Source organism: Actinomyces israelii DSM 43320 (assembly GCF_000711965.1).
Taxonomy (GTDB): domain Bacteria; phylum Actinomycetota; class Actinomycetes; order Actinomycetales; family Actinomycetaceae; genus Actinomyces; species Actinomyces israelii.
Window position 1 is genome coordinate 1 of record NZ_JONS01000043.1, and the last position, 26,954, is coordinate 26,954.

A 26,954-nucleotide genomic window follows, 5' to 3' on the forward strand; every position below is an offset into this window, starting at 1 on the left:
GAGGGCCCGACCGGTCTTTCACCACACCCGTGACGCGATCGAGGCGCACCTGACCGTGGTGATGGCCGCCCTGGCCGTAGCCCGCTACCTCCAGGACGCCACCGGGATCAGCATCGCCAGGATCGTGCGCGAGCTACGCAGCCTGCAGGAGGTCACCATCAACCTCAACGGCCACCACCTCGCAGCCGCACCGCGTCTGACCGACGCCGCTAACGACATCCTCACCGCCCTGAGCACCCCACCCCCGGCACACTAAGCGTCATGAGTCAGGTAAGACATCGAGAAATTTATTCTCTACGAATGGGTTGCGTCTCACACCCCTCTCTGCCGTGCTTTATTTATATTTCGCCTTTCGTCCAGGACCACACCCTGTCGTACCATGGTTTCTTCAGTCGAAACCCGGTGATGACCTCTGCTTCCGATGATAGATTATTCTGACTTGAATACCGTTTCGCCATTCGTCAGCCTTGAAGAGAGAAGGTTTTGCCGACGTTGGTGCAGAGTGAGCCCTCCGGTCCGGTTTGCTGTTCCCAGTTAGTTGCAGGATTGATACGATATCGGAGATATTGTGCATGATCTGGTCGCGAGAGCAGTCTCGTGGGAACGGCGTCCTCTTTGGACCGCCAGGCCAAAGAGAACCTTGAATATTTACTTGAGAGCCGTGATTCTCGTAAAGTGCGCTACGTCCTCGCCCTGTCGGACGGCACGCATCTGCTGGTTTTAAGAGGGCCGGTTCGATCACATCCGGTTCCCTCCGATCAGGAATCCGTCCGAGAGGCGGACTGAGAACGGTGCGGGGTGCCAGTCAGTGTCGCTGACACCAGTTATGTGTCCTCCGTCTATCGTCTTGATAGAGAAGCTGTCAATGGCTATCCGAGAGGTCTGCCACGCCAGTCCCGATTCTTCTACTGCTACGATATCGCAGTTTGTTATCAGCACAAGAAGCCCGTGGTCGGTAACAGGAATCGCCTCGCGGACCATCCCCCTGGTCTCGGCCAGCTCGGTGAACGACAGCGGCTCTCGCACGTCGCCCACGTACGTGGTCCCGCGTTCTATGACGCACAGCTGATACCGACCTGTTGTAGGCAGCAGGGCCGACATGAGAGCCATTCCGGGTTCCGGGGAGTGGAAGCCTACCGAGTACTCGTCTCCAGAGTCAGGAGAGATCCCCACGCTTGTCTGGTAGCACCCGTACTCACCCCCTACCTCATAGTCGTTCCCGCCGGAGGGAAGATCTATGTACATCGCGTGATACGCGCTGCCGAAAAAGGTGTCATGCTGTGAAATCATTGTTTCGATGAAAAAATCGATGCATTAGTAGTTCGTATGCGCCGTCTTCCGACGTGCGCGTAAATATGGCTGGAATAAAATGGTATTCTGGGGCGGCTGCTGCGGGATTTCTGGTTGGTGTCTGCGGAGCATCTCGTACAGGACTGCTTCATGCGGATCGACATGACGGACGAGGAGCAGGACATCCTCATCAGGTGGAAGAAGCGTTCGGACACCTGCAGACTGGTGAGAATTGAGGGCGGAGGCGATTGTGTACGCTGCCCGCGGCGTCGGCCTGGATACTGTCGCGGAGATGGTCGAGCGGGCCGAGGGGACGGTACGTGAGTGGCTGTCGGAATGGCGGAGATACAGGATGGGCCCTCGTGGTGACCGGTCACGCCGTGGGCGGGAGCGCGGCGAGGCTCAAGCGGGCGCAGAAGGGAGGAGCTGGAGGAGATTCTCAGTAGACCGCCCTCGGAGGCAGGCGCCGGGGCCGGTTTCTGGGACGCCCCGGCCCCTTGAGGACGTCGCGTCCGATCAGGTTCGGAGTCGAGTACAGGTCCGAGTCCTCCTGACCTGCTGCTCATGCACCTTCCGAGCATGAGCCTCAAGCTCCCCGACCCGTTCGTGGGGCGCCGCGACGAGAAGGCCATCGCCAGGCGGATGGCCGAGATCCGGGACCAGGTCAACGATCTGCTCCAGGAGGGCTGGGAGGCCTGGCGCCGTCGACGAGGTCCGCGTGGAGCACGAGGCCGAGACCCGGCGCACGCGGCTAAGGGGGAGGGCAAGGCTGTACGTGGACCGCAAGAAGGCGAGCCAGTCGTTCTTCGGGGCGCTGAGCCTGACGACCAAGAAGATGAGAATCTACCCGATCCAGGGAGACCAGAACGCCGAGCAGACCCGCCCTCATGAACGGGTCGCCTGGCGCGCGAGACCGATGAGGGGAAGAAGATCGCGGTGGTCCTGGACAACGCCAGGCTCCACCACGCCAAGGCCCTGACCGACCTATACGCCCCCGGTCGGGCCCTGGAGCGCATCACACCCATCTACATACCCCCTTTATGCCCCCGACCCTGGGTCCCACAGAACACGTGTGGAACGCCGCCAAAGCCAACATCGCCAACCCCCGCGCGCTCGCCCCGCAAAACACCCTCGCGGCCTTCACCACCTACATCGCCAACCGCACCTTCGACCACGACTTCGAGCACCTCCCAGTCACACCACCACACACCGATCTTGTTTAAGTCCAGCCATACCAATCCGCGCTCCTTATATCGAGAAGGATCATGATCTCTATGCGGCGCACGTCGATTAGGAGGTCCAGGATACCCGCACCCGACAGGGCGCAGTCGCACAGGAGCGGATCCTCCTCGCCGAGCGAGGACAACGACGGCAGGATACCGGTATTTGTCATCCTCGGCAGTTGCCTGATCCTCACCACTTAGATCACCAATGTGCTCATGAGCGGGACCAGGGGGCCCGGGACGTGTCGCGCAGGGCGGTTCTTGCCACGCCTCGTCATCTCTGGTCTGCATAGACGAATGATGACACTCTTCGTCAGGACTGCGTGTAGCGAGTTCCTGGGTGTTGTGCTCCTGGATACGGTTGTGTGGTGACGCGTCGTAGTTCTGCCATGCTGAATGACTCCGGGTCGAGGCAGGTGACGTCGATCCTGGTCTCGAAGCACTGGACGAGAATGTCCGTGTCGCAGCGCATCTCGGGCTGGTCCAGGGTCCTGAGTGTGACCACGTGCAGCGGGTAGGGCCAGTAGGTGCAGGAGAGCTGGCCGGTGCGGACGAGGAGAGGGAGATCGGTGTCGAGGCATCCCACCCACGTCCCGTTCCTGTTGATCGTGAGCCACCCCGAGCCGGTGTCCTCCTCGGTCTCCACCCCCATGGTCAGTGACATGATCCAACAGGTCATGGATGCCAGGGAGTGGGACCAGCTCCTGTCCTTGGTGTTCCATGCGGTCCACAGCGGGGCCATAATATCGGTCATTGCCCCCTGCCGGTCAGGCCCTCCCGGTCCTCGCGGCTCGTTCTTGCGCCGCAGGGAGTGTCCTGGTTCCATCGCGTGGTATGATGTCATATTGTCTCACCGCTCTAGATTCTTTATAGTATGCTGTAGTTCTTCAGGCTGGTTCTATGTTGGTGCGGCAGGTAGACCCTGGAGTCCGAGGAGACCTGCTCGCGGCGAGTAGACCTCCACCCGGGGCCCGGGCGTAAGATGACGACGTCTCGTCCGGAGCGCGTGTGGCGTGCTGCCTGAATGTCCTGCTCTCTGGGCAGTTAAACGGTGGCATACCACAGTTCCGTTGCGCTGAAGGAACTCGAGTCAAAAAACGGATTAAACTTGGTCTTGAAGCACCGAATGAGGACATCCATGTCACAGCGCATCTCGGGCCGGTCCGGGGTCCTCAGGACTATCACTTGCAGTGGGTAGGGCCAGTAGGTGCAGGAGAACTGGCCGGTGCGGATAAGAAGAGGGATGTCGGCGTTGAGGTACCCTACCCATTTACCGTTCTTGTTGATCGTGAGCCACCCCTCGTCAGGCTCCCAGTCGATTTCCGTGTTCATGGTCAGCGACATGGTCCACCCCATTATGGATGCGAGTATATGAGACCAGTCGCCACTAAAGCCCCACGCCATCTGCAGCGAATGTTCGATGTCGATCATTTTGCTCCTACTTTTCGATTAATTCCCTGGTAACCCATGAACCATTCTCACACCCCCTCTCGGGTCGCCGCGATACAAATTAATTACATTTGTTTCTTCTCCCGTTTTTCCGCATGTGCCAACGGTTCCGTTAACTGAAACAACTTTTGCTTTCGGCCCGTGCCACAGTCTGTACTCATCCGCATATGCGGCAGCATCAAGCGTTGCTTTTTCGGCATCTACGTAACTCCACCACTGACTCTTTTTTGAGCCAAAGTTTCCATCGGTGTGTAGACGCATTGCGGTTGAGTCAACAGCGTAGGTGCCATTGGTGAGAAAGCCATGACGATCTGTCCAGATACGCGGTGGTTTGAATGGTGCTGGTGCTGGCGCTGAGGGTTGGGGCCTCAGTTTACCCAGGGCAGTGCGGCCTAGGGTGGTCAGGCCGTGGCCTGCGGCGCCTCCAAGGCCACCGGTGACCCCTCCCTCAAGGGTTCCGGTGGCTGTGGCCTGGAGGAAGCCGGCTGGGGTGTGGGGGCCCGGGCTACTCATGTAGCTGTAGCCGCCCATGGTGCCGCCGGGCAGGGCGCCGGCGCCCGCCCCGGAGGCTGCTGCGGCCCACACGCCCTTGAGGCCGAGTCGCCCAGCCAGAGCTGATCCGCCGGCGCCTCCGGCTGCGCCGAGCAGGCCGGAGACCGCAACCTCGATGTAGTTGACGGATCCGGTGGTGGCCCGCTGGATGATCATGTCGGCCCCGGCTCCGATGAGCATCATCCCCAGGGGCCCGCCGAAGCCGGTGGCCGCGGCGATGCCGCCGGCGATCACCAGGGCCCCGCCGATGAGGTAGTCCTTGTTGTCCTTCACCCAGCTCCAGGCGGCGTGCCAGCCGGTGTGGGCGTCGTTGTAGGCGTTGAGCTCGTCGTCGGTCAGGGGCCTCAGGCCCAGGGAGTCGGACAGGGCCACGGGGTTGTTGCCCGCATAGGAGTAGGGGTTGGCCGCCCAGGGCGCCGCATCGGCGTGGGTAAGCGGATCGGTGGACAGGAAGGACATGGTGGCGGGGTCGTAGGCCCGCGCCCCCAGCAGCTCCAGCCCGCCCACGCGCAGCGCCCCGGAGACGTCCACCCCCGCCGCGCCGTCCCGGGCCAGCAGGGCGGGCAGGCCCCAGGGGTCGGCCTCCAGGCCGGACCGCACCGCCCGCGCCCCGGTGGGCACCAGGACGTCGCCGACGGCGCCCGCCCCCGGCAGCAGGCTCACCGGCTCCCCGCCCAAGGAGCAGGGCGCGGGCAGGGGCCCGGCCAGGTCCCAGGACACGGCCGTGCCGCCCACGGCCACGGGCAGGCCCAGGGCGTCGCGCTCAATACTCGCGGTGCGCTGCGCGCCGTCCCCGTCGGGGCCGGTGACGCCCACCAGGTGCCCGGTGGGCGCCCAGGAGTAGGTGCGCTCCCCGGCCGGGCCCGACTCGCGGGCGCGCCGCCCCGCCGCGTCGTAGAAGTAGCGGGTCCGCCCGGCCTCGCCGGTGCAGGAGACCAGCTGACCCGCGGCGTCGTAGGCGAGCACCTCGCGGTGGCTCACCCCGTCGGCCCCGACGCGCTCGACCGCCATAAGGCGCCCGGCGACGTCGTAGGCGTAGGACGCCCGACCGCCCGGCCCGTCCACGCCGGCGAGCTGGCCGGCGTCGTCATAGGTGTAGGACACCTCCCCCTCCGGGGTGCCCGCCCGGACCAGGCGCCCGGCGCGGTCCCAGGCCAGGGCCTGGGTGGCGCCGACGACGTCGCGCCCCGCCCCCGGGCCGGGCCGTGCGGGCCGGCCCTCGGGCGCGGCCCGCCCGGGCCGGGCCGCACGGTAGCCCGTCACCCGGCCGGCGTCGTCGTACTCCCACCACTGGGACAGGCCCCCGCCGCGGACCTCCCTCAGACGCCCGGCCCCGTCCCGCTCGTAGACCAGCGTGCCGAAGGCCGTGCCCTCCACGCGCGCCGGCCGCCCGGCGTCGTCGTAGACGTACCGGACCTCCTCCCCGCCAGGGCCCGTGAAGGAGGTGCGCCGCCCCGCCGCATCCCAGGTCCAGCGACCCACCACGACCCCGCCGCGGCGGTGCTCCACCAGGCGGCCCGCCTGGTCGTGGACCAGCTCGATGGGGCCGCCGGGCCCCTCCACATGCAGGCTCCGCCCCTGCCGGCGCCAGGACGTCGCGACCTCCCGCCCGTCGGGCCCGCAGGCCCGCACCCGCTCCACCTCGCCCGCCGCGTCGTAGCCCCACTCCAGGCGCTCCCCGGCATCATCCTCCTGCCAGACCTGGCGCCCGGCCGCGTCGTAGCCGGCGCGCGTGACCCTGCCCAGCGGATCGGTCAGGCCATCCACCCGGTCCAGAGGGTCGTAGGTGCGGGCGGTGACATGCCCCAGCGGGTCCGTGCCCGCCACCATGCGGCCGCAGTCGTCGTAGACGTAGCGGGTCACCCCGCCCAGCGGGTTCGTCACCGCGACGAGCCGGCCCGCCTCGTCGTAGGCCAGGCGCGAGGTGCCCCAGGCGTCCGAGCGCACGCAGCGCACCCGCCCGCAGCGGTCGTAGGAGAAGCGGGTGCGCCCCCGGGACGGGGAGCGAACTGCGGACACGCGCCCGCACACGTCGTAGGCGACGCTCGTGCGCCCCGACGGATCGGCCACGGCGGTCAGGCGGGAGTCGGCGTCGTAGGTGTAGACGGTGCGCGCCCCGCCCGGCCCCGTCCGGGCCGACAGGCGCCCGCAGGCGTCGTAGGCGAAGGCGGTCACCGCCCCGGTCGGGTCCACCTGGCGCACCACCCGGCCCGCCCGGTCGCGCTCGTAGCGGGTCAGGGCGCCGTCGGCGTCCAGGGACTCCACAATGCGGCCGCACAGGTCGCGCACCACCACCTCGCGGTCGGCGTCCCGGTCTTCCCGCCCCGCCCGGCCCGGTGCGGCCGCGCCCGGCGCGGTGACGCCCAGCGCCGCGGGCCGCCCCAAGGCGTCCACGTCCAGGTGGGCAGTGGCCGCCGCGTCCCTGACGCTCACCGCCCCGGAGGCCCTGTGGGACAGCACCCGGCGCACGCCCGCCGGGTCGCTCACGCCGCTCAGGTTCCCCAAGGGGTCGTAGTCCAGGTCGGTGACCCCGCCGGCGGGATTGACCACGGCGCGCAGGCGCGAGAGCGCGTCGTGGGTGTAGGACCACTGCCGCCCATCCGGCAGGCGGGTCGCCGCCAGGTTGCCCAGGTCGTCCCACTCGGACTCCACGCGGTGCCCCAGCGGGTCCACCGTGGCCGACTCCGAGCCCGAGCTGTCGCGCTCGATCCGCGTCACGGCCCCCAACGGGTCCACCGCGGCCGTCAGCCGCCCGGCCGCCGAGTACTCCCAGCGCCACACGGCGCCGTCCGGGTCGCGGCGGCTCAGCAGGCGGCCCGCGGCGTCGTAGGCGAAGCGGGTGACCGCCCCCGAGGGCGTGACCGCCTCCACCACGCGCCCCGCCTCGTCGCGCACCAGGCGGGAGACGTCCCCCGCGGCATTGGTGATCGCCACCACGTCGCCGTGGGCGTCGTAGTTCAGGGTCAGGCGCACGCCCTCGGGGTCGGTCATGCCGGTCAGGAGGTTGCCCTCCCAGGTCAGGCGGGTGACCCCGCCGAGGGGGTCGGTGACCCGCACGGGGTTGCGGCCCTCGCCCTCGTACTCCAGGGCGGTCACGGCGACCGTCCGCTCGCCCTCATCCGGGGCGCGGGCCTCATCCGGGGCGCCTCCGGTCGTGCTGGTCTGCGGCATTGTGACAGCCAGGCGGGTCAGACGGTCCGCCTCATCCCAGGTCCTGTCCAGCCGGGCGCCCAACGGCGTGAGACTGGCCGTCTGCCGGCCCCGCTCGTCGTACTGGCTCACGCCCCGCCTGCCCGCGCGGTCCCGAGTGACCACCAGGTTTCCCCACCGGTCCCAGCTGGTGTGCTGCGCGCGCCCCTCGGAGTCGATCTGCTGCAGGATCCTGCCGCGCTTGTCCGACACCCAGGTGGAGGCCCGCGTCCCGTCCTCGTCCGCCACGCAGGTCACGCGCCCCGGCAGGTAGCTGTAGCGGGAGACGCGCCCGAAGGGCGAGCGCTGCGTGGCCACGCGCCCGCGCGCGTCATAGGTGTTGTCCACCTCGGACGACGCCGTCGGCGTCCGCCACCCGGGCCAGCAGCCCGGAGTCCTCGTCCCAGCCGTAGCGGCGCCCGCCGTCGTCCCCGCCCCGGGAGCCGATCAGGCGCCCGTGCGCGTCGTAGTCGTAGGACACCGCGCGCCCGTCCGAGGCCCCCACCCGGACCACGCGCCCGGCCGTCTCGTCCCAGACGAGCTCCAGCCACCGGCCGCGCTCGTGCGACAGGCGCGTCAGGCGCGCCCCCGCCCAGGTCAGCCGCACGCCCGTCCCCGGGCCGCGACGCACCGCGAGCGGGCGCCCGACGCCGTCGAACAACCAGGACCCGCCCGAGCTGTCCGTGATCTCGTAGGCGGCGGACTGGTCCGACTGATCCGACGACGCCGTCCCGGCCGACGGTGCGGTCGAGGCGCCGACGGCGGTCAGCCACAGGCTCTCGCCGTCCGCGCGGTCCCAGCCCCGGCCCAGACGCGGGAAGATGCTCAGGCGCCCGTCCTCGTGGCGCCACCGGGCCTCGCCCTCCTGTCCGAAGGAGAGACGCGCCTCGCACCAGCTCGACCAGCCCGGGCCGAAGGCACTCGCGCCGCCGGCAGCACTCGCGCCGGCAGCGGCCTCCGGAGCGTCGTCGCCCCTGTCCGTGGAGTTGTAGCAGCGGGACCACCCCAGGGACGCCGCCCCGCCGGTGAAGGCGAGATCCTCCTCGACCTCCACGAAGCCGCCGGTGGCCACATTGACCGGGTCGTCGGAGAAGCCCGAGGTCAGCGGCATGCCCTGCACCTGCGCGGGCTCAATGGTCAGGCCGTCACGGGTGAGCGCCACCCCGGCGGCCTCCAGGGCCGCGCCCAGTGCGCTGTCCGCCACCGTGGACAGGCCCTCGTCGGTCCCCGCCTCCTCGAAGGCGGTCGCAATGGTCATCGCCCATGTCACGTCATTGGCGTTGGCGTCCAGGTAGGACTGGAAGCCGTTCCACACGCTCGTCGCGTCCAGCGAGCCCCAGCCGCAGCCGTCCTGGAAGGCGTTGTCCGCGCCCCTGAGGCCGGCCAGGGTGGTGGTGAGCTCGTCGTTCTTGGTCTGGGAGCTGGTGGCGAAGGTCCTCAGGTTGTCCGGGCGCGCCGAGGATGTTCCCCCCGACGACGTCGAGCCCGCCGAGGGGTTGGCCCGCGCCTGCAGGACCGGGGCCTCGGGCTCCTGCGGGGCGGGGCCCCATTGCTGGAGGTGGGGCGCTGGTCGATGTTCAGCAGGTCGTCGACCGCCTTCTCCACAGCCCACTTCTCGGCCCGCCGGGCGTCCCAGTCCCGGGCCCTCTGACGCTGCCTGTTCTCCTCCGTGGCCGTGTCCACCAGGAACTGGACGTCGTCCGCCACCGCCTGAAGACAGGTCGACAGGTTCGCGGCGTCCGTCGTCTCCATGTCGGCGTTGTCGGAGAACACCCGGGAGAAGTAGCCGCTGAAGTCAGTCTTGGCGGTACTCACGTCCGGGGCGCGGTCGGCGCTCAGATCCGTGACCTGCGTCGCCGCGGAACGGCACTTCGTGATGAGCGTGTTGGCGGCGTCGAAGTCGAAGACGACGTCGGCGGAGGAGACCGGATCGGACAAGAGGACCTCGGGCGGGGAGCGGCAGACAGGGGCGAGAGGAGGGGCCTCATCCCGTCCGCCGCGGCGGGCGACGAGCCAGGACCAGGGCGGCGGAGGGCCTCCGCCGGGGACTCATCCCGAACCGGCTCCGCAGTCGGGATGACAGGCGCCGCCAGAGGCGGTCCTCTGCCTGGGACGCTACCACCGCGGGGCGGAAGATGGAACGGTCTTGGGAGGCTCGCAGTGAGAGCAGGGGCGGGGCGGACGGCTTCGGCTGGGCCCGGCCGGCCGTGGACGACGGCGCCCGCGCCCGGGCCGGAGTGGACGACGGCGCCCCCGGGTTGCAGACTTCACGATGAGATCACGAGGCGGTCACGAGCCCGACGCGAAGGAGATGCGATGAGCGCACAACCAAGGGTCACGATCTCCCGGGTGGAGGCGTGGCTCAGGGCCGGCCAGGTCGACTACGAGATCGCGGAGGACGGCACCGCCGTCGCAGACCTGGACAGCTGCGAGGTCTTCATCCTCGACTCCGACTCGGAGTTCCTCGTCGTGGGAAGCATCTGGAACAACGAGCTCGCCGCTGACGATCCCGCCCCGATGGCGTACATTGATAGGCACAACTCCACCATGTACGCGCCGCGCGCCATGCTGGGCTCCGAGGGGGACGCCACGGTCCTCCTGGCGGACATGGCCGCCTTCACCGGTGAGGGAATGAGCGACACCCAGCTGCACGGCTTCCTGAGCACCGCCTTCACGACGCTGCTCGGCTTCTACGAGACGGCGGAGGAGAGGCTCGCGGCTCTCGTCATCCGGAGGGAGGGGGACTGACATGGCCTGGTGGAACGAGGCCGCGGGCGACCAGACGCCCCCGGTCACGCTCGATCGCGTCGCCGCCTGGTTCGACGACAACCGCTTCACCTACGACCGCCGGCCGGACAACAGCGCCATCGTCGCCGGCTTTGACGACTACTCCTACGTCGTGGCGATCGTCGACGGCGACCTCCTGGCCATCTACGCCCGCTCCTGGCTCAACCTGCCCGATGAGGCTCAGGTCACAGCGACCATGCGTGAGCTGCTCAACACCCTCAACCAGTCCCAGTCGATCCCCACCCTGAGCAGCTTCGTCGATGCGGACGGGCGCCAGGTCGCCGCTGAGGTCGCCGTCCCCGTGGCGGAGGGCCTCAACGACGACCAGCTTGCGAATATCCTGGATACGAGCCTGCAGGCGATCGTCTCCAACTTCGAGGGGCTCGAAGAGGTGGTGAGTCGTGGGAAAATCATTGAGAGCGACCGGTGAGCGGAGGGGCGCGGCGAGCGCCATCTCCGACGTCGTCGCCCCGACCATGCGGCCGCCGAGTGCCGCCCGTTCAGAAGGAACTGCGCAGTGACTAGCCGAGACGACGTCGTTGGACGCCTGACCCTCGCCTCCGGCCACCCGTGGGGCCCGACCCGCTCCGGCCTCACCGCCGAGGCCGTGGCCATGGCCGACGAGCTGGGGGACGACCAGCTGGCGGTCGATGCGCGTCTGGCCCTGGCCGAGGCGCGCCATAGGGGCAACGAGGAGTGGAAGGGCCTGGCGCCCTTCGTCTGGCTGCTGGCCCGCCTCGACAAGCGCCCCGACCTCTTCGACGCCGACCGCCTGCGCCGGCTGGGCTGGGCCTACGAGCGGGCGGTGCCGGCCGCCGCCGACAACCCGGCCGTCAGCATCGCCCAGGTGCGCGAGCTGGAGGCGGGCCTGAGGAAGTTCTTCCGCTTCCTGGGCGGCTCCACGCACGCCATCCACAGCGGCCTCCTCCACGCCGCGATCATGCTCGGCCTGGAGGAGGAGGCCGCCGCGGAGGCGGCCGCCCTGCGCTCGGCGGGGGCCGACGACGCCGGTCGTGCCGGGCGCGCCGATCATGAGAGCCGCGACCCCCTGCGCGAGATCGAGTGGGCGAACATCCACGAGGACTGGGAGACGGCCGTCACCGCGGCGGCGCCGGTGCTCGACAGGAGGGTCGAGGGCGACGACCAGCCCTACGCCGTGCAGAGCGAGGCCCTCCTGCCGCTGCTCGCCCTGGGCCACTCGCAGGCGGCCTGGGACGCCCACGTGTACTCCTACCGGAGGCTGCGCTACGCCCCCAATGTCATGAGTTACCTGGGCAAGCACCTGGAGTACCTGGCCCTGTCCGGGCGCGCGGCCCGCGGCCTGCGGATTATGCGCGGCTTCGTGGGGCGGGCCGACGAGGCCCAGTCCGCCCGGGCACTCATGGACCTTCTCTCCGGAGCCGTCCTCGTGCTGCGCGAGTCCGAGCGCGACGGGCGCGGCGCCGAGCCGCTGGACACCGGCGTCCCGTCGGTCGCCGCATGGTGCCCCGGCCCGGGCATCGGCGCCGGCACGCCCCTGAACGTCGCCCGGCCGCTGTTCGAGGAGTGGGCCTGCCGCATCGCCGCCCGCTACGACACCCGCAACGGCAACGCGGCCGTCTCGTCGCGCCTGAGGAAGGGGCTCGCGCGCGAGCCCTTCGTCGACGCCGACGCGATCGTCGGGCGCCATGCGCGTGCGGGCGCCGGGGCCGTCGAGCCGGCTCAGGGCGCTGGGTCCCAGCCGGTCGGGCGGTCCCGGGCGGCCGACCGGGTCGGGCCCGTCGAAGAGGTCCGGCCCACCAGGCGGAGCCGTCGCGCCGAGGAGGCCGGGCGCGCGCAGCGGGGCCGCCGTGCCGAGGGGCTCCGCTCAGCCGGAGGGGCCCGGAGGGGCGGGCTCGTCGCCCTCCCCGAGGGTGCCGGGCCCGCCGAGGAGACTCAGGCGCATCAGGACAGGTCCTGGAATCCCGACGACACCATCATTATCGAGAGGGTCCTCGATCCGCAGGCGTCCGAGGCGCCCGGGGCGGGCCGTCCGGTGGAGGTGTCCGGGGCGGGCTGGCCCGAGGCGGCCGAGGCGGCCGAAGCCGCTGCGAAGGCTTCCGAGGAGTCCCAGGGCCCTCAGAGCCGGCCCTGGAGCCCCGACGACACCATCATTATCGAGAGCGTCCGCGAGCCCGAGGCCCCTGCGGAGCCCGGGCCCGCCGCGGGCGGCCGGAAGCCCGAGGAGCCGCCCGAGGCGAGTGCGGAGGTCCGGGTCCTCGGGAGGCCCGGGGCCGCCGAGGAGCCCGAGCAGGCCGGGGACGTCGAGGAGATTCTGCGATCGTGGGGGCGGCCCGGGGGCGCCGGCAGGGCCGAGCCCGTTCCCGCCGAGCCCACCAACCTGCCCGACGGGATCCGACAGCTCGAGGCGCCCGGCGCGCCGGCGGGCCCCGAGAGGGCCGGCTCCGTCGGGGAGCCGGGCCCGGCCGGCGGGTCCCGCCGTGCCCGGGGGCCGGCGGGCACGGCGCCCGCGCCGGTGGTTGCGGTGAGCCCCGCCGCGGGGCACGACGACGGCGCGCCCCGTCCGTCCGCCGTCGAGCCCCTCCCGTTCGGCGACGAGCCCTACCCGGGTGTCGACCTGCGCGCCCCGTCCGCCGTCGTCGATGCCGGTGGGCTCCTGCGGCGCCTGGAGATCGAGCTCCGCCGCCCCGGGCGGACGCTCGAGCACGCCTTCCTCATCACCCAGGCCATGAGGCTGGGGCTCATGCCCGACCCGGAGCAGGTCGGCCCCGAGCTGGTGCGCGCGGCCCGCTCCCTGCGCTACACCGTCGCCGATCGCGAGGGGGACTACGGGCGGGCGATCGACGAGCTCGCCCGCCTGCGCGCCTACCTGACCGGCGTCGCCCACCCGCTGCGGCTCATCGAGCTGGACCTGGAGGCTCTTCAGATCGGGAGCAGGGACGACGACCTCCACGACCGGTCCTCCGCGCGCACGCGCGCCGACCAGCTCGCCCACGTCAAGGAGCTCGCCGGACAGCTGACCGCCATGGCCGAGCCCCTCCTGGACACCCCCGCCGGCCACCAGGCCGAGCTCGTGGACTCCTACAGGTCGGCCACGGCGATGGTGCGGGTCCTGTCCGACCACGACGACCACCAGGGCGCCGCCGAGTTCCTCGAGCTCGCCCGGCTGGTCGTCCCGCACGTCGCCGACTTCATCGAGCCGCACGACGGCGCCCTGGACGACCAGCTGACCCTCCTGGAGGCGGGTGCCGTGCTGGCGCGCGGCGACGCCCGCGGCGCCGGCGCGCTCGCCGACGCGGTGCTCCGGCGCTACGACCCCTGCCCGGTCGTCCTGGCGGTGGCGGGGCGCAGCGTCCTGGTGCGGGCCCTGATGAGCCTCGGCGAGACCGAGAGGGCGGTCGCCCAGTCCCGCGATCTGCTCGACATCCACATGTCGGTGGGGCTGGAGGCTCTCGCCGGACCGCTCTTCGGGTCCCTGGCCGCCTCCCTGGGCGCATCGGGGCGGCTCCTGGAGGCCGCCGAGGTGCTCGAGACGGCCTTGGCCACCGATGTGCCCCCGACTCTCGCCGAGGAGCTGCGCTGCACCCTCATCTCCACCATGGAGCGGCTGGGCGAGGAGGAGGGCGTCCGCGACAACTGCCTGGTCGTGGCCGAGTCCGCCCTGAAGCGCGGCGAGGCGGAGCGCGGCGCGGACTACCTTCTGCGGGCCGCCTCGGCCAGTGAGAAGCTGGGGGAGACGGCCCGGGCCTCGCACATGTTCGAGCGCGCCGCCGAGCTGGTCGACACCAGCGACAACGCCGGGCGGGTCCGCTGCGCGAGGTACCTGCGGCGCGCCGGGCGCGCCGCCGTCGCCGAGTCGGCCGACCTGACGACGCCCGTCCGCCCCGACAAGGCCCGCGCCCTCATGTCGCGCGCGTGGGACCTCATCGAGGCGGTGCCCGACTCCCGCAAGTACTCCCGGGCCGTCGAGCTGGGCGACTGGCACGACGACATGGCGTGGATCCTGTGGCGCGTCGGCGAGCACGCCGAGGCGCTCGACCACTGCAAGAGGTCCTTCACCTGCTACGTCAGCGCCAAGGACCGCGGCACCGCCGCCCACCCGCTGACCCTCATGGCCCTCATCCACGCCGAGATGGGCGACAGCAAGGCGGCGCGCGAGGACATCGGCCGGGTGCGCCGGCTCCTGGGCCACCAGCGCTGGGAGGGCCATCCCGCGCTGGAGCGCGTCACCAGCCTGGAGGAGGCCCTCGACAAGGCCTCCTGAGGACGCCGGCGCCCGCCCCGCCGCCTCTGCGCCGCTCTGGGTCGAGATAGACATTGTCGGACGAGATCGGCGGCGAAACCGTCTACCTCGTACGAAAATGTCTATCTCGACGGGAAGGGACGGGCGGCCGGGCCCGCGCGCCCTTCGTCGTCAAGGGGCTGGACTGCCCGTCGCCGTGCCGCGGTCAGGCACTACGCTGGCGCCGTGACGTCACTACCGACCATTCTGCTCGCGCGCGTTGTCGCCTCGGCCCGCCGCCGCGGCCTGCCCTACCGGAAGCTGGCGGACAGCACCCTGTTCGTCGGGAGGGACCCGGTCGTGTCCATGCGCCTGAGCCCCGCCTCGCTGGGGGTGCGAATCGACCTGTCCGGGCCGGTGCCGTCCCAGGACGTGGGCGCCGCCCGCGACCTCATGGACCGGCTTCTCGCAGCCGAGCCTGCACCGACGATCAGCCTGACCTACGTGGACGAACCCGAGGGGGAGGACTCAGAGGCCGAGACCGCCGAGGTCGAACTCGCCGGGGCCGGCTCCGAAGAGGAGCCCGCCGGCGGCCCGTCCGCCCCGCCGACGGCCGTACCGCCCGCTGCTCCGCCGGAGCCCCGGGGGCCTCAAGGGCCCGCCGCCACCGGGCGCCTCCATGTGCGCATCGAGGCCGTCACCCCGGTGAAGGAGGGTATGACCGACGCCCAGCTCGACGCCTACCTCGCCTGGGCGACCGCCCTGACCGACCGGTGCGCGGCCGCCTTCGAGACGGCGCTGCCCCTGACCCGCGCCGAGAAGGCCGACGAGGAGGACTGACATGCCCTGGTGGACCGACCCCGACTCCCTCACCCCGCCGGTGACCCCCGAGCGCCTCCTCGACACCCTGGCGCTGCTGTTCAAGCAGGACCTCAGACAGATCGGCCCGGGCCAGTGGGCGGCCGCCGTGTGGCACCACCCGGTGCGCCTGTCCGTGCACGACGGCGGCCCGCTCCTGCACGTCGAGTCCCTCTACGGCGCCGCCGTCGTCACCGGCATCGACTCGCTGCGCGCCCACATCCAGGCCACCAACGCGAGCCACTGGCTGTCCTCCAACCGCCTGGTGCCCACCGACACCGGCCGCCGCATCCTCGCCTCGTCCTGGACGCCCCTGGCGGGCGGGGCGGAGGAGGAACAGCTCCGCAGCACCCTGGGCACCGTCATCGGCTCGACCGTCGGCCCTCTCAACGACCTGGCGGAGGAGCGCGGCCTGCCCGCCGCCGAGCCCATCGACGACGCCGCGGCCGCGGCCGCCGCCTGGGAGGCCTTCGAGGCCGGCCGCGCCCGATGCGAGGCCGGCCTCGCACGGGCCCGGTCCGAGGGCGAGCGGCCGACCGACCCGGGCACCGGGAAGGAGATCTGAGGCGTGTCCACCTTCCAGGTCGACCTGCGCGGCATGGTCGACCTCCTGTCCCGCAACCTCTACTCGGGCCCGCGCGTCTACGTGCGTGAGCTCCTTCAGAACGCCGTCGACGCCATCGCCGCCCGCCGCGCCGTCGAGCCCGGCTGCCCGCAGCGGGTCGTCATCAGGCTCGGGCGCGCCGACGGCGCCGCCACTCTGACTTGCACGGACACCGGCATCGGGCTGACCGCCGGCGAGGTCGACGAGCTGCTGTCGACCATCGGCGCCTCCTCCAAGCGCGACGAGCTGGGGCTGGCCCGCGGCGACTACCTGGGCCAGTTCGGTATCGGGCTGCTCTCCTGCTTCATGGTCAGCCCAGAGATCGTGGTCGCCTCCCGCTCCGCCCGCCGCGGGTCCTCAGGGTCCGGCGAGCCGGGCGTGCGCTGGTGCGGGCGGACCGACGGCACCTATCTCGTTGAACCGGTCGTCGAGCCCGCCGACGACGTCCCCCGCGAGCCGGGCACCACCATCGCTCTGCGCGCCCTGCCCAGCGAGACCTGGCTGGCGCCCGGGACGGTGCGCGCGCTGGTCGAGGAGTTCGGCCACCTGCTGCCGGTCGATATCGAGGTGCGCTCCGACGACGGCGCCGTCACCCGCCACGGCCGCGGCCGGGGCCCCTGGGAGATGACCCGTGGCCAGGCGGTACGGTGGTGCACCGAGGCGCTGGGGTCCGAGCCCTTCGACCTGCTCGACCTCGACGTGCCGGCAGCCGGGCTGCACGGCACCATCGCCGTCATGGGGCAGGCCGCCCCCACCGCGGCGGCCCGACACACCGTCAGCGTCAAGCGCATGCTCGTCACCCGCGCCGCCGAGGGCCTGGCCCCCGACTGGGCCTACTTCGTGCGCGTGGTCGCCGACGCCGAGCACCTGCGCCTGACCGCCTCGCGCGAGTCCCTCGTCGATGACGACCTGCTGGCGGCCGTCCGCGAGGCGATCGGGAGACAGGTGCGCGGCTGGATCGACCGCCTGGGCCGCGCCGCGCCCACGCGCCTGAACGCCTTCGTCGCCGCGCACGCCGTCGGCCTGTGCTCCGTGGCCGCCGAGGACCCGGACATGCTCGACCTGGTCGCCCGGCACGTGCCGCTGACGACGACGCTCGGCGAGCAGACCCTCGCCGAGCTGGTGGCGCTGGCGGGCCGGGGCACGCGCGTGCGCTGGACCCGCACGGTCGACCAGTTCCGGGCGCTGGCCGACGTCGCCGCCGCCCAGGGGATCGCCCTGGTCAACGCCGGCCACACCTACGAGGCCGAGATCATCGCGGCCCTCGCCCTGCACCCCGAGGTTCTCGACGCCGCCCCCGGCATCGGCGATCTGGCCCTGGTGGACCCCGACGAGATCCTGGACGCCCTCACCCCCGCCACGCCCGCCGAGCAGGCCGAGGCCATCGACCTGCTGCGCCTGGCCGAGGCCGCCCTGGCCGAGGTCGACGTCGAGGTGGTGCTGCGCCGCTTCGACCCCGCCACCGTGCCCGCGCTCTACCTGCCTGACCCGGACCTCGCCGGGCGCCGCGCCCAGGCCTCCTCCGCCGCCGCCGCGGCCGCCTCCCGGGCGGCGGCCGCAGGGGCCTGGTCCCAGGTCCTCGGCGTCACCGACCCCTTCGCGGCCGCGCCGCGCCCCCGGCTCGTCCTCAACCGGGCCAACGCGCTCGTGGCGCAGCTCGTCGCCGTCACGGGGACGGCCGACCCGGCCTCTCGCAGGCCCGACGAGGCCGCCCTCACTCGCGTCCTGCGCGGCCTGTACGTCCAGTGCCTGCTCACCGGGCACCACACCCTGACCGCGAAGGAGCGCGCCTGGGCCGCCCAGACGCTCTCCGCGCTCCTGACGAGCGCTCTGGCGGTCCCCGGCCCGCCCGTCCCGGAGGGGACGGATCCCACCGCCCGCCAGGAAGGAGCCCCCTCATGAACCGCGACGACATTATCGAGCGCCTGCGCTACACCTACACCCTGCCGCGCGGCCCGCAGCGCTCGGCGCTCGTGGCGGAGGCCGTCACCTGGGCCGACGAGATCGGCGACGAGCAGCTCCAGGTCAACGCCCGCACCCGGCTCGTCGCCGACTACGCCTGGGGCGGCGAGGAGTGGAAGGGGCTGGCGCCCTTCGTGTGGTGCCTGGCCCGGCAGGCCGAGCGCCCCGACCTGTTCGACGAGCGCATGAGCCACCACCTGCGCTGGCACTACAAGTGGGCGGTGACCGCCGCCGCCCGCAACCCGGCGGTCCCCCTGGAGCAGGTGCGCGCGCTGGAGGCCGGCATGGAGGCCTTCTACCGCGAGCAGGGCGCCTCCATGCACACCGTCCACGGGCAGCGCTTCTACGTGGCTCGGCGGCTCGGGCGCTACGACGAGGCCCGCGCCGAGCTCGCCGCCTGGCGGGCCGCGCCGCGCGACGAGTCCTCCGACTGCGAGGCCTGCGACCCCGAGCGGCAGGTGACTCAGGCGATCGACGACGGCGATGACGAGCTCGCCATCGCCACCGCCGTGCCGGTGCTCGCCGAGGAGATCGGCTGCGACGAGCAGCCCGCGAGCATACGGACGGTGGTGCTCCTGCCCCTGCTGCGCACCGGCCGCACCCGGGCCGCCTGGGACGCGCACGTGCGCGCCTACCGCGTCTACCGTCATGATCCCCGCCATGCCGGCGCCCTGGAGGACCACTTCTACTACCTCGCCCTGTCCGGGCACGTCGACCGGGGCCTGAGGATCCTGCGCCGTCACGCGTCCTGGACGGCCCTGTGCGACTCCGCGAGCGATCTCGAGGGCTTCGTCTGCGGCGCGGCCGTCCTCCTGCACCAGGCGGTCCGGGAGGGGCGCGGCGCCGAGCGGCTCGGCGTCGACCTGCCGGAGAACCCGACCTGGTGCCCCGGCGCGGCCGTGGGCGCCGACTCGACGCTGGCCCAGGCCGCCGAGCAGTGCGAGGCCTGGGCGCGCCGCATCGACGCCGCCTACGACGAGCGCAACGGCAACGACTCCCATACGCAGAGCCTGGAGGAGACCCTCGCCTGGCGCCCGTACGTCGAGCGGGTGCAGGACGGCATGCGCGTCGAGCTCCTCGAGACGCCCGAGGCCCTGCCCGAGGCCGCGTCCATCAGCGACCTGGACGACGGCGCGCCCGCGGGCGAGGCGGGGCGGCGGGACACCGAGTCGTCTGCGCCTGCCGGGGCTGCCGGGCCTGCGGCCTCCGCCGGGGCTGAGGCGCCCGCCGGATCCGGTGCCTCGGCGGCCGGGGCCGCGGGCGGTGCGCCGTCGTCCAGTTCCTCGGCGCCCGGTGCGGCCCCCGCGCACGCGCCGTCGTCCCCGCTCATCGGAGCCGGAACGGGCGGATATCCTCCTGTCCGTATGCCCGTCCTCATCCCGCCGACCAGCATCGCCGAGGCCCTGACCCGGCTGCACGGGCCCGGCGCCTACCCTGGCCGTGCCGAGTGGACCATGCTGCACGACTGGCTGTGGGAGCACGGCGCCCTGGACGCCGAGGCGCCGGCGGGCCTGGAGGCCGAGGCCGCCGCAGCGCGCGCCGTCCTGTACGACGGCATTGAGGAGTTCGACCGGGCCTTCGAGGAGCGCCGCGCCGCTCGTGACCTCCTCGCCGCCCGCCCCGTCCCCGCGGGCGGGAAGACGCGGCGCCGCGCCCGCCTTCTCCGCCTGGATCTCCAGCTCCTGTGCGACGCGGCCGGCGCCGACTCCGCCGCCGGCCGGGAGGCCTCCGACGACGATCGGTGCGCCCGCCTGGGCGACCTCATCGCACAGGTCAGCGAGCTCGCCGACCAGCTGCCCGTCGACCTCAGCGGCGCGGAGCCGCCCGGGACCGCCGAGCCCGGGACCGGGACTGCCGAGCCCGGGACCGGGACTGCCGAGCCCGCCCAGCCGGGCCGGGGCGCTCGCGCAGCCGCGTACGACCTGCGGGAGCTCTTCAACGTGCTCTACTGGGAGGCCCGCGCCTGCGCCCAGCTACTCGGCATTGCGGACGCACTGCCGGTCATCGAGACCCTGAGGGCCGTCGCCGACCGCCTGGGCGACGCGGGCCTGGATCCCGATGGGACCCTGCGCGACCACGTCGACAGCTTCGCCGCGTTCCTTCACGGTCATGACGGCGACATCTACGAGGCGGCCCGCGCGGCAGACTCGCTTCTGCGCAGGCGCGACCCGGCGTCGCTGGTCACCGTCGTCGAGTCCCGGGTGATGCTCGGTCGGCTCTCCCGGGAGTACGACCAGGAGGACGAGGCCGTCGTCCAGTACCGGGAGGCCGCCAACCTCCTGCTCGCCGCGGGCCTGCAGTCGTGGGCCGTAGAGGTTCTCGGTTCGCTCTCCAATGCCCTGGGGGCCTCGGGGCGCTTCCTGGAGGCCGCCGAGGTGCTGGAGACCGGCATCGAGCTGGCCGAGACGGCGCGCCGTCCCGACAGGGCCCGAGGCCTGCGGGAGATCCTCGTCAAGGTGCTGACAGACCTTGAGGAGCACGCGGGGGTCCTGGAGGCCGCCGGTGCGCTCGCGCAGGCGGAGCTGGAGCGGGGGCAGGCGGCCAAGGCGCGCGAGTATCTCGAGAGCGCCGCCGACGCCGCCCAGAGGCTCAAGCGCCCCGAGGAGGCCTGCGCCCTGCTGCGGCGGTGCGCCGAGCTGTGCCCCATCGGGCAGGAGCCCGACGCGAATGACGGCACCCGTCTCGCGTACTCCCGCTTCCTGCGCCGCGCTGCCCGGGCGCTCGTCACGCAGCCCAGCATCCAGGCCTCTCGGGCCCATGAGGACGAGGCGCTGGACCTCATCAGGGAGGCCCGGCGCGTGCAGGAGGCCATCCCCGCCCAGGGGGACTACTCCGACGTCTGGGAGGCGGGGAGCCTGGAGCGCGAGCTGGCCGACGTGCTGTGGCGCTGCGACGACAATATGGAGGCCGCCGAGGCCGCACGGCGCGCCATTGCGGGGTTCATGACGGTCGGGGACCGGGTCTCGGCCGCCCGCGAGTACGCCTTCATCTGCAACCTCTACGCGGAGAGGCGCGAGGAGCCGGGGGCGCGCGAGGCGGCCCGGGCGGCGCTGGAGGAGGGGCGGGCCCTGCTGGCCGACCTGCGCTGGGACCACCCCGACGAGGTGCGGTACCTCGATGAGGCCGAGGCCTTCCTCAACCGCGAGGAGTGAGGCGCGCCATCCCTCCCCCTCGCCGAGATCGGTCCGGTTCCGCGTCGAGATCGGTCGTATTCCGGCTCGAGATCGGTCCGGTTCCGCGCCGCCGGTTCGCCTGGGGTGAATGCGGCGGCGCGCGCGGGGCGCAGGGGCCACCATTGGCCTGAGACTTTGTGACGCTCATCTCCACCAGCCGGGAGGTCCCCATGCCCATCGCCACCTCGCACCGTTTCACCGACGGCGACCTGCCCGTTGAAGCCGGCCGCTACCGGCTCATCGCCTCGGGATCCTGCCCGTGGTGCCGCCGCGTGCTCATCGCCCGACGGCTGCTGGGCCTGACCGAGCCCATCCCCGTGTCCTGGACCTACGGCCGCGGCGAGGACGGCTACTGGGAGCTGACCGGCGCCGACGGCGAACCCGGCGCGGACCCGGTGCTCGGGGCGAGCTCCCTGGCCGAGGTCTACGCGACGACGCCGGGGTACACCCCGCCGCCCACGGTCCCCGCCCTGGTCGATACGACCACCGGGCGGGTCGTCTCCGACGACTCGGGCGACATGCTCTTCGACCTCGCCACCGCCTGGGGCGACTACCAGCGCAAGGGCGCCCCCGACCTCTACCCGCTCAACCGCCGCAACTCCACCGACGCCTGGGACGCCTGGATCGCGGAGCACGTCAACAGCCCCCACGGGACCGCCACCCACAGCGAGGACGAGGAGAAGGCGGTCGCGGCCGCCGACACGGTCCTCATCGCCTTCGACGTCGTCGACACCCTGCTGGCCCGCGCCACCCGCATGGAGGCCTCCCGCGAGGCGGCGCTGACGGTGCAGGACGTCCCGCCGCTGTCCGCAGTCGTCTCCGTGGAGCAGTTCCTGTGCGGGGCGGCGCCCACCGGCAGCGACATCCGCCTGTTCACCACCGTCCAGGCCTACGAGTACGGCGGGCGCCAGCACTACCCGGGCGGCGAGGCGCCGTCGGTGGCCTTCTGGCCCGCGCTGGCCCGCTGGTTCCACGCCCTGGAGGGCCGCTCCGGCTGGGTCGGCTCCGAGGAGCGCAGCGCCCTGGGCCTGTAGCCCGAGCCCGTAGCCCGCTCGCTCCCCTTCGCCGAGATCGGTCGTATTCCGGCTCGAGATCGGTTCACTTCCGCGTCGAGATCGGGCCCTGCCACGCCCCGGCGCAGCAGGGCCCGCGGGGACCCGGTCGGCACTCTAGCCGCCGAGCACCCGCCGGGCCTGCTTCATGGGCAGCAGCAGGTGCATCGGGTCGGCGGGAGACGCGAGGAAGTCGCCGTTCGCGAGATAGAACGCGCGCGCCGCCTCGTCTCGGCAGTGAACGAGAAGGACGGCGGCGCCCACGACCTCGCTGAGCCGGTGGCTGCGCTCGATCGCCTCCGCAGGAGGGCGGCCCCTACCGCCCCAGGACGGGGTTGTACAGCAGCCTATTGGGCTCGCGCGGACACTCCTCGCCCACCGCCATCGGCGCAATGAGGCGGTCGGCCCGCAGGTCCTCCAGACGGGCGACGACCCGGTCGCGCAGGGTCCACGGGTCGATGGTGTTGAGGTAGATCTTCGTGCCGCCCTCGAACCCGGCCAGGGTGGAGACCCGCCACTTGAGGGTGATGTGCCAGGGCATCGGCTGGTCGACGTCGATCGGCTTGTGGTGCCACTCCTCGTTGCTGGGCACGTCCACCCCCGTGGCCGCGTGCAGGGCGTGCACGAGGTCGGACACGGCGTCGACCTCCTCGCGGCTCATGAGCCAGGGCGCGCACGTGGCCGACGTCGAGTACACCTCCAGCGTGGGGTAGCGGTGCCCGAAGCCCGCGAAGGCGACCGCGTGGTCGTTGGAGGCCACCAGCAGCCCGCTGTAGGCGGCATAGTCCACCCCCATCTCGTTGTAGAGGTTCGGGTTGGCCCGCACCCGCTGGAGCTCCAGCGCGGCCGACACCCCCCGCTCGTCGATGCCGACCAGCTGCTTGTGCAGGTGGTCGAAGCTCGCCCCGGCGGGTCGCAGCCAGTTCTGGAAGACCGCCACGTAGCGCACCCACCGGTTCGCCCGGTACAGGTCCGACGTCGCCGCCACCGCCAGGCGCATGTAGGCGCGGTGCTCGGCGGGGGTCAGCGTGCCCGAGCCGGCCAGGCCGGTGGTGTCAACGGCGTCGTCGGTGAAGTGGCGCCGCGCGATAATGACGTCGTGCCCGCCGGCGAAGAAGGCGGCCAGGAACTGGTGGCGGGCGTCGTCGCCCATCGACTCCCACGACGCCGGGTCCTGCCCGGAGGCGCGCAGCTTGCTGCGGGCCACGCGCGCGACGTGGGCCGCGCCCGCCGGGTCGGCGAGGTAGGCCTCCATGCGCTCGCGGGCGGCGTCGGGGATCTCGTAGCCGTGGTTGGCGTTCCAGTAGTCGTAGGACAGGATCTCGAAGAGGTTGGGCACGCGGCGGAACTCGGCGACCGTGTCGAACAGGGCGCTCGCGGGCAGGTGGTCGATCTGCTCGAAGCCGTCGTCCGGGCGGGCGATCACGCGGCTCTTCTCCGGCGGCGTCTCGGTGTAGTGGGCAGGGCAGAAGGCGCAGGCGCGGGTGCGCTCGGCGGGGGTGAGGGTGTGGACCTCGGCAACCGGGTGGGAGATCGGCCGGTTGCCGCGGCCCGGGACGGTCCACACCTCCGTGCCGGTGAAGGGGCTGATCTGCTTGATGGTCCCGTCGGCCATGCGGGTCAGAGGCGCAGGGCCCGGTGAGTAGGGCATGAGCATGGGGACCATTATGTCGCGGACGACGATGTCGTGCGCAGTGTTCGGGGTCGCTGTCTGGGGCCGCGGTCTGGGGCCACGGTCTGGGGCCGCGGTCTGGGGCGGCCGGGCACCGGGGCGCGGTCTGGGGCGGCCGGGCGCCGGGGCGCGGTCTGGGGCGGCCGGGCGCCGGGGCGCGGCGGCTGTCGTCGGCGGGGCCGGGTGGGCGCGCCCGACATCATCGCCGGCTTGTCGCGTCTCGGCGCTGGACTCGGGCGTCCGGGTGCTGCGCCTGTTGCCGCCTCCTATTCCTCGTGGCCTCCTGCCGCCCTCTTCGCCGAGATCGATCGTGCTCCGGTCCGGGAGCGGGTCGAGGCGCCCGTCTGGTGCTCCGCCGCGGGCTGAGGCCCTTCAAAAAGGTGGCTCCTACGCACTTTTAAGGCGCTCGTCGGTCCTGGGCGCAGCGAAGATCGGCGTGATTCCGCGGTTCTGAGGCGGGGGTGAGGCGGGGGCTGGTGTTAAAAGTGCGTAGGAGCCACCTTTTCCCACTGTGCCACGCCACCTAGTCCCGGACTCGATCACTTTCTGGGGCGCGGCGCCCCGGGGGTTCGCCTGCAGCGCGACGGACCGCCGTCGACGTTGAGGACGCGGTCCGCCTGGCTCGTTCCCTCCTCCACGTCGCCGGAGTTGCTGGCTCCAGAGGGTGCCCGTCTATGTCCGGTCGCCGCGGTCGCACCTTTAACGGACGACTTAACGGACGACCTCGATGCCCGAGGTGCGACCGCGAGGTGGCGGACTGGAGCGCGTCCGCCCGGCTCGCTGCTCAGCCCCGACCTCGCACCTCGTACGCGGCCGGAGCAGGCCGGGCACGGCCGCGGGAAAGATGAACGGTCCCGAGCCCGGTGCGCTGTTGGTGGGGCAGCGGCATCCGTCAGACGTCCCGCCGGGCTCCTTGAACCGATCTCGACGCGGAACCGGACCGATCTCGGCGAGGGGGCTGCGGGAGCCCTGCGGCGAGATCGGGGTGCCGCAGGAGACGGGCTGCGTGCGGCGGAGGCGAGGGAGCGAATGAGACGAAAGGCCCGGTTGTGGTCGTGAATGCGAGGCCGCCCGAGACGGCAGTCCAGCAGCGCCGCTCATCTGATAGACACAGCCTGGGGGGCGGGCGCATAATTCTTGCGAGCCTCCTGATTGCCTCCAGGTGGCTCCCAAGGTTACACAACACCGAGGGTCCTGACGAGGCAGTCGGAACCCCGGCGTCGGTTGTGGTCGTGCGCACGAACCACACCACGTCGGGGTTCTGGTATGCGCCGAGACATCTCACGGGCCGCTCCCAACGAGTTCCCCGCCCGCTTCGCTCGCGCCCCGTCGGCGGGACCCGGGCCTTGACCCGGAGGCGACGACGCCCTGGACGCGGTGGACGCGGTGGACGCGGTGGACGCCATGCCCATGGGCGGCACGGACTGCGCGCTGCCCATCGCCATGGCGGGATGATTGGTACTGCGAGGCGGCCCCGGGGGGCCGCTGCGCCCTGCCACCGTCGCGGGGGCGTTGTAGCCTGCGCATGTCGGCTTCGCCCCAACCCGGCTGCAGCCGTCCTCCCACTCGAAGCGTCGAGGGGCAGACCCCGTCACATCCCGTAGCAGAACCTTATGAAGCTCAGCAATCGCGACCTCGTCCTCCGAGGACTCCTCGGCGTCCTGCCGACCCACCTGGAGCGCTACCTACGCAGCACCCTGGGCAGCCGCTGCACGCTCGAGAGGCTGCGTCTTCTCCTCGCGGACAGCGGCGACCTCGCGGATCTCCCCGACCTGGCCGACCTGTCCATCCAGATCCGAATCCTCACCGCTCGCGGCGCCGACGGGCGCTACCGCGTCACCCTGCCGCCCGGCCTGGGGAGCAAGCTGCACGAGGTCCGTCGCTTCCGCAACGAGGTGGTCCACGGCGGCGCCTTCGACACCGACAAGACCCTGGCCGCCCTGGTCGCGGTCAGTGAGACCCTCCGGCTCATCGGCGCCGAGCCCGGCCGCGCCGAGGTGCGCGAGCTCATCGCCGCCATCGACAGCGGTCGGGGCGCGGGCCGCACCCCGCTGGACGCCGTCGGGGTCGAGGTCGCCTGCGAGCCTGTGGTCAGCTACGCGCACGCGGTGGCGGGCGCCGCGCCCGAGGTCTCGATCCGCCTGTCCCTCCCGGGGCGCGCCGCCGGCCCTGACCTGCCGGCATCCATCGACGGCCAGCAGCGGAAGATCCTGAGTTCCGGGGCGCGCAGCGGCCAGGAGCCGCCGTCGGGAGCCCTGGAGGTGACGCTGACCATCATTGAGGACGACGGCGGGCGCGAGGTCGCCGAGCCCTGGCGCTTGACCTGGGACACCTCCCACCCGGTGCTGACCGGCACCCGTGCCCTGGCGCTGGACCGGGAGAACCTGCTGCAGGTGGACCAGCCCGGGACCGCCCACGTGCGGGTCGAGCTGCGCGCCGCCGACGGCTCGCAGTCCGTGCGCAGGCTGCCGGGGCTGACCGTGCTGCCCCCGCGGCAGTGGCGGCTCGCCGGGGCAGAGGACTGGGCGGGCGCCGCGCTGGCGACCTTCGTCCAGCCCGACCAGGCCGCCGTCAAGGCCCTGACGGATGAGGCGCTCGGCATTGCGAAGCACGACGACGGCGGCTCCGCCGGCCCCGACGCCCTTGCCGCGGCGGCGTGCACCGCCCTGCGCCGGCGCCGCATCGACAGGGAGGACGCCGGCCCCTGGCGCTCCGCCCCGAGCCTCGTTCGCACCGCCGCCGAGCTGCTGGACTCGCGCACCGGCACCGTCCTCGACGTCGCGGTCCTGCTCGCCGGGGTCCTGGACCGGCTGGGGACGGCCCCTGTTCTTCTGCTCACGCCCGAGACCATCCTCGTCGGCTACCGGCGGCGCGGGCGGGACGGGCGCGCACCGGCCTCCCCGCAGGAGGCCGCCGACCTCATCCGCCGCGGCGTCATGGGC

General features: G+C 72.0%; 17 protein-coding genes and 2 pseudogenes. 11 read left to right on the forward strand and 8 right to left on the reverse strand.

The features are described from left to right. Positions 1-256: pseudogene (locus O145_RS18685) on the forward strand (IS1634 family transposase); the annotation flags it as partial. Positions 257-738: 482 nt separating this feature from the next. Here O145_RS18685 and O145_RS12430 read toward each other — a convergent pair. Continuing rightward, on the reverse strand, positions 739-1,290 hold the full coding sequence (locus tag O145_RS12430; RefSeq protein WP_043563494.1) for a hypothetical protein: 552 nt from the start codon (positions 1,288-1,290) through the stop codon (positions 739-741). A gap of 1,040 nt (positions 1,291-2,330) precedes the next feature. Here O145_RS12430 and O145_RS18300 point away from each other — a divergent pair. After that, entirely contained in the window at positions 2,331-2,513 is a 183-nt protein-coding gene (locus tag O145_RS18300) for a hypothetical protein (RefSeq protein ID WP_156966754.1), read from the forward strand. Between the two features lie 313 nt (positions 2,514-2,826). On the opposite strand, the gene O145_RS12440 is transcribed toward O145_RS18300, so the two are convergent. The 5 genes from O145_RS12440 to O145_RS19330 form a co-directional block, all read right to left on the reverse strand. Continuing rightward, positions 2,827-3,267: a hypothetical protein gene (locus tag O145_RS12440; protein ID WP_156966755.1), complete on the reverse strand. Its 441-nt coding sequence runs from the start codon at positions 3,265-3,267 to the stop codon at positions 2,827-2,829. 290 nt (positions 3,268-3,557) lie between these two features. After that, positions 3,558-3,944, reverse strand: a complete 387-nt coding sequence (locus tag O145_RS12445; RefSeq protein ID WP_043563499.1) for a hypothetical protein — start codon at positions 3,942-3,944, stop codon at positions 3,558-3,560. 18 nt (positions 3,945-3,962) lie between these two features. Next, on the reverse strand, positions 3,963-8,051 hold the full coding sequence (locus O145_RS12450) for an RHS repeat-associated core domain-containing protein (RefSeq protein ID WP_043563500.1): 4,089 nt from the start codon (positions 8,049-8,051) through the stop codon (positions 3,963-3,965). Then, positions 8,035-8,961 (reverse strand): DUF6531 domain-containing protein, encoded by a 927-nt coding sequence (locus O145_RS19325; RefSeq protein WP_324252504.1) that lies wholly within the window; start codon positions 8,959-8,961, stop codon positions 8,035-8,037. Before O145_RS19325 ends, O145_RS12450 begins: the two co-directional genes overlap by 17 nt. Positions 8,962-9,140: 179 nt before the next feature. After that, on the reverse strand, positions 9,141-9,641 hold the full coding sequence (locus O145_RS19330) for a hypothetical protein (protein ID WP_052375121.1): 501 nt from the start codon (positions 9,639-9,641) through the stop codon (positions 9,141-9,143). 378 nt (positions 9,642-10,019) lie between these two features. Between O145_RS19330 and O145_RS12465 the strand changes: the two genes are divergently transcribed. From O145_RS12465 to O145_RS12500, 8 genes and pseudogenes are all read left to right on the forward strand, one after another. After that, complete coding sequence (locus O145_RS12465) at positions 10,020-10,451, forward strand: YbjN domain-containing protein (RefSeq protein ID WP_043563505.1); 432 nt, start codon at positions 10,020-10,022, stop codon at positions 10,449-10,451. Position 10,452: 1 nt separating this feature from the next. Further along, a complete protein-coding gene (locus O145_RS12470; protein ID WP_043563506.1) occupies positions 10,453-10,920 on the forward strand; it encodes a YbjN domain-containing protein in 468 nt (155 codons plus the stop codon). 87 nt (positions 10,921-11,007) lie between these two features. Further along, on the forward strand, positions 11,008-14,733 hold the full coding sequence (locus tag O145_RS12475; protein WP_043563508.1) for a hypothetical protein: 3,726 nt from the start codon (positions 11,008-11,010) through the stop codon (positions 14,731-14,733). A 204-nt stretch (positions 14,734-14,937) separates the two neighbouring features. Further along, positions 14,938-15,531 carry a hypothetical protein gene (locus O145_RS12480; RefSeq protein WP_229118549.1) on the forward strand — a complete coding sequence of 198 codons (594 nt, stop codon included), beginning with the start codon at positions 14,938-14,940 and terminating at the stop codon, positions 15,529-15,531. Position 15,532: 1 nt separating this feature from the next. Next, the gene (locus O145_RS12485; RefSeq protein WP_229118550.1) at positions 15,533-16,114 is read left to right on the forward strand and encodes a hypothetical protein; all 582 of its coding nucleotides are present in this window, start codon (positions 15,533-15,535) and stop codon (positions 16,112-16,114) included. A 3-nt stretch (positions 16,115-16,117) separates the two neighbouring features. Next, positions 16,118-18,055 (forward strand): annotated as a pseudogene (locus O145_RS12490) (HSP90 family protein); the annotation flags it as partial. After that, entirely contained in the window at positions 18,052-21,267 is a 3,216-nt protein-coding gene (locus O145_RS12495; protein ID WP_043563511.1) for a hypothetical protein, read from the forward strand. The pseudogene O145_RS12490 and the gene O145_RS12495, both read left to right, overlap by 4 nt. Positions 21,268-21,458: 191 nt before the next feature. Next, positions 21,459-22,322 carry a glutathione S-transferase family protein gene (locus tag O145_RS12500; protein ID WP_084682597.1) on the forward strand — a complete coding sequence of 288 codons (864 nt, stop codon included), beginning with the start codon at positions 21,459-21,461 and terminating at the stop codon, positions 22,320-22,322. 135 nt (positions 22,323-22,457) lie between these two features. On the opposite strand, the gene O145_RS12505 is transcribed toward O145_RS12500, so the two are convergent. Together O145_RS12505 and O145_RS12510 are read right to left on the reverse strand one after the other, a co-directional pair. Continuing rightward, positions 22,458-22,604 carry a hypothetical protein gene (locus tag O145_RS12505; RefSeq protein WP_229118551.1) on the reverse strand — a complete coding sequence of 49 codons (147 nt, stop codon included), beginning with the start codon at positions 22,602-22,604 and terminating at the stop codon, positions 22,458-22,460. Positions 22,605-22,656: 52 nt separating this feature from the next. Next, complete coding sequence (locus O145_RS12510; protein WP_043563521.1) at positions 22,657-23,997, reverse strand: DUF4921 family protein; 1,341 nt, start codon at positions 23,995-23,997, stop codon at positions 22,657-22,659. 1,628 nt (positions 23,998-25,625) lie between these two features. On the opposite strand from O145_RS12510, the gene O145_RS12515 reads away from it, so the two are divergent. Then, a partial coding sequence (locus O145_RS12515) for a hypothetical protein (protein WP_043563514.1) occupies positions 25,626-26,954 on the forward strand: 1,329 nt, incomplete at its 3' end.

Coding starts and splice junctions, on each gene's coding strand:
- O145_RS12465 (WP_043563505.1), top strand. CDS start 10,020: ATGAGCGCACAACCAAGGGTCACGATCTCCCGGGTGGAGGCGTGGCTC.
- O145_RS12495 (WP_043563511.1), top strand. CDS start 18,052: ATGAACCGCGACGACATTATCGAGCGCCTGCGCTACACCTACACCCTG.
- O145_RS12510 (WP_043563521.1), bottom strand. CDS start 23,997: ATGCTCATGCCCTACTCACCGGGCCCTGCGCCTCTGACCCGCATGGCC.
- O145_RS12485 (WP_229118550.1), top strand. CDS start 15,533: ATGCCCTGGTGGACCGACCCCGACTCCCTCACCCCGCCGGTGACCCCC.
- O145_RS18300 (WP_156966754.1), top strand. CDS start 2,331: ATGCCCCCGACCCTGGGTCCCACAGAACACGTGTGGAACGCCGCCAAA.
- O145_RS12430 (WP_043563494.1), bottom strand. CDS start 1,290: ATGATTTCACAGCATGACACCTTTTTCGGCAGCGCGTATCACGCGATG.
- O145_RS12445 (WP_043563499.1), bottom strand. CDS start 3,944: ATGATCGACATCGAACATTCGCTGCAGATGGCGTGGGGCTTTAGTGGC.
- O145_RS12470 (WP_043563506.1), top strand. CDS start 10,453: ATGGCCTGGTGGAACGAGGCCGCGGGCGACCAGACGCCCCCGGTCACG.
- O145_RS12440 (WP_156966755.1), bottom strand. CDS start 3,267: ATGACCGATATTATGGCCCCGCTGTGGACCGCATGGAACACCAAGGAC.
- O145_RS19325 (WP_324252504.1), bottom strand. CDS start 8,961: ATGACCATTGCGACCGCCTTCGAGGAGGCGGGGACCGACGAGGGCCTG.
- O145_RS12500 (WP_084682597.1), top strand. CDS start 21,459: ATGCCCATCGCCACCTCGCACCGTTTCACCGACGGCGACCTGCCCGTT.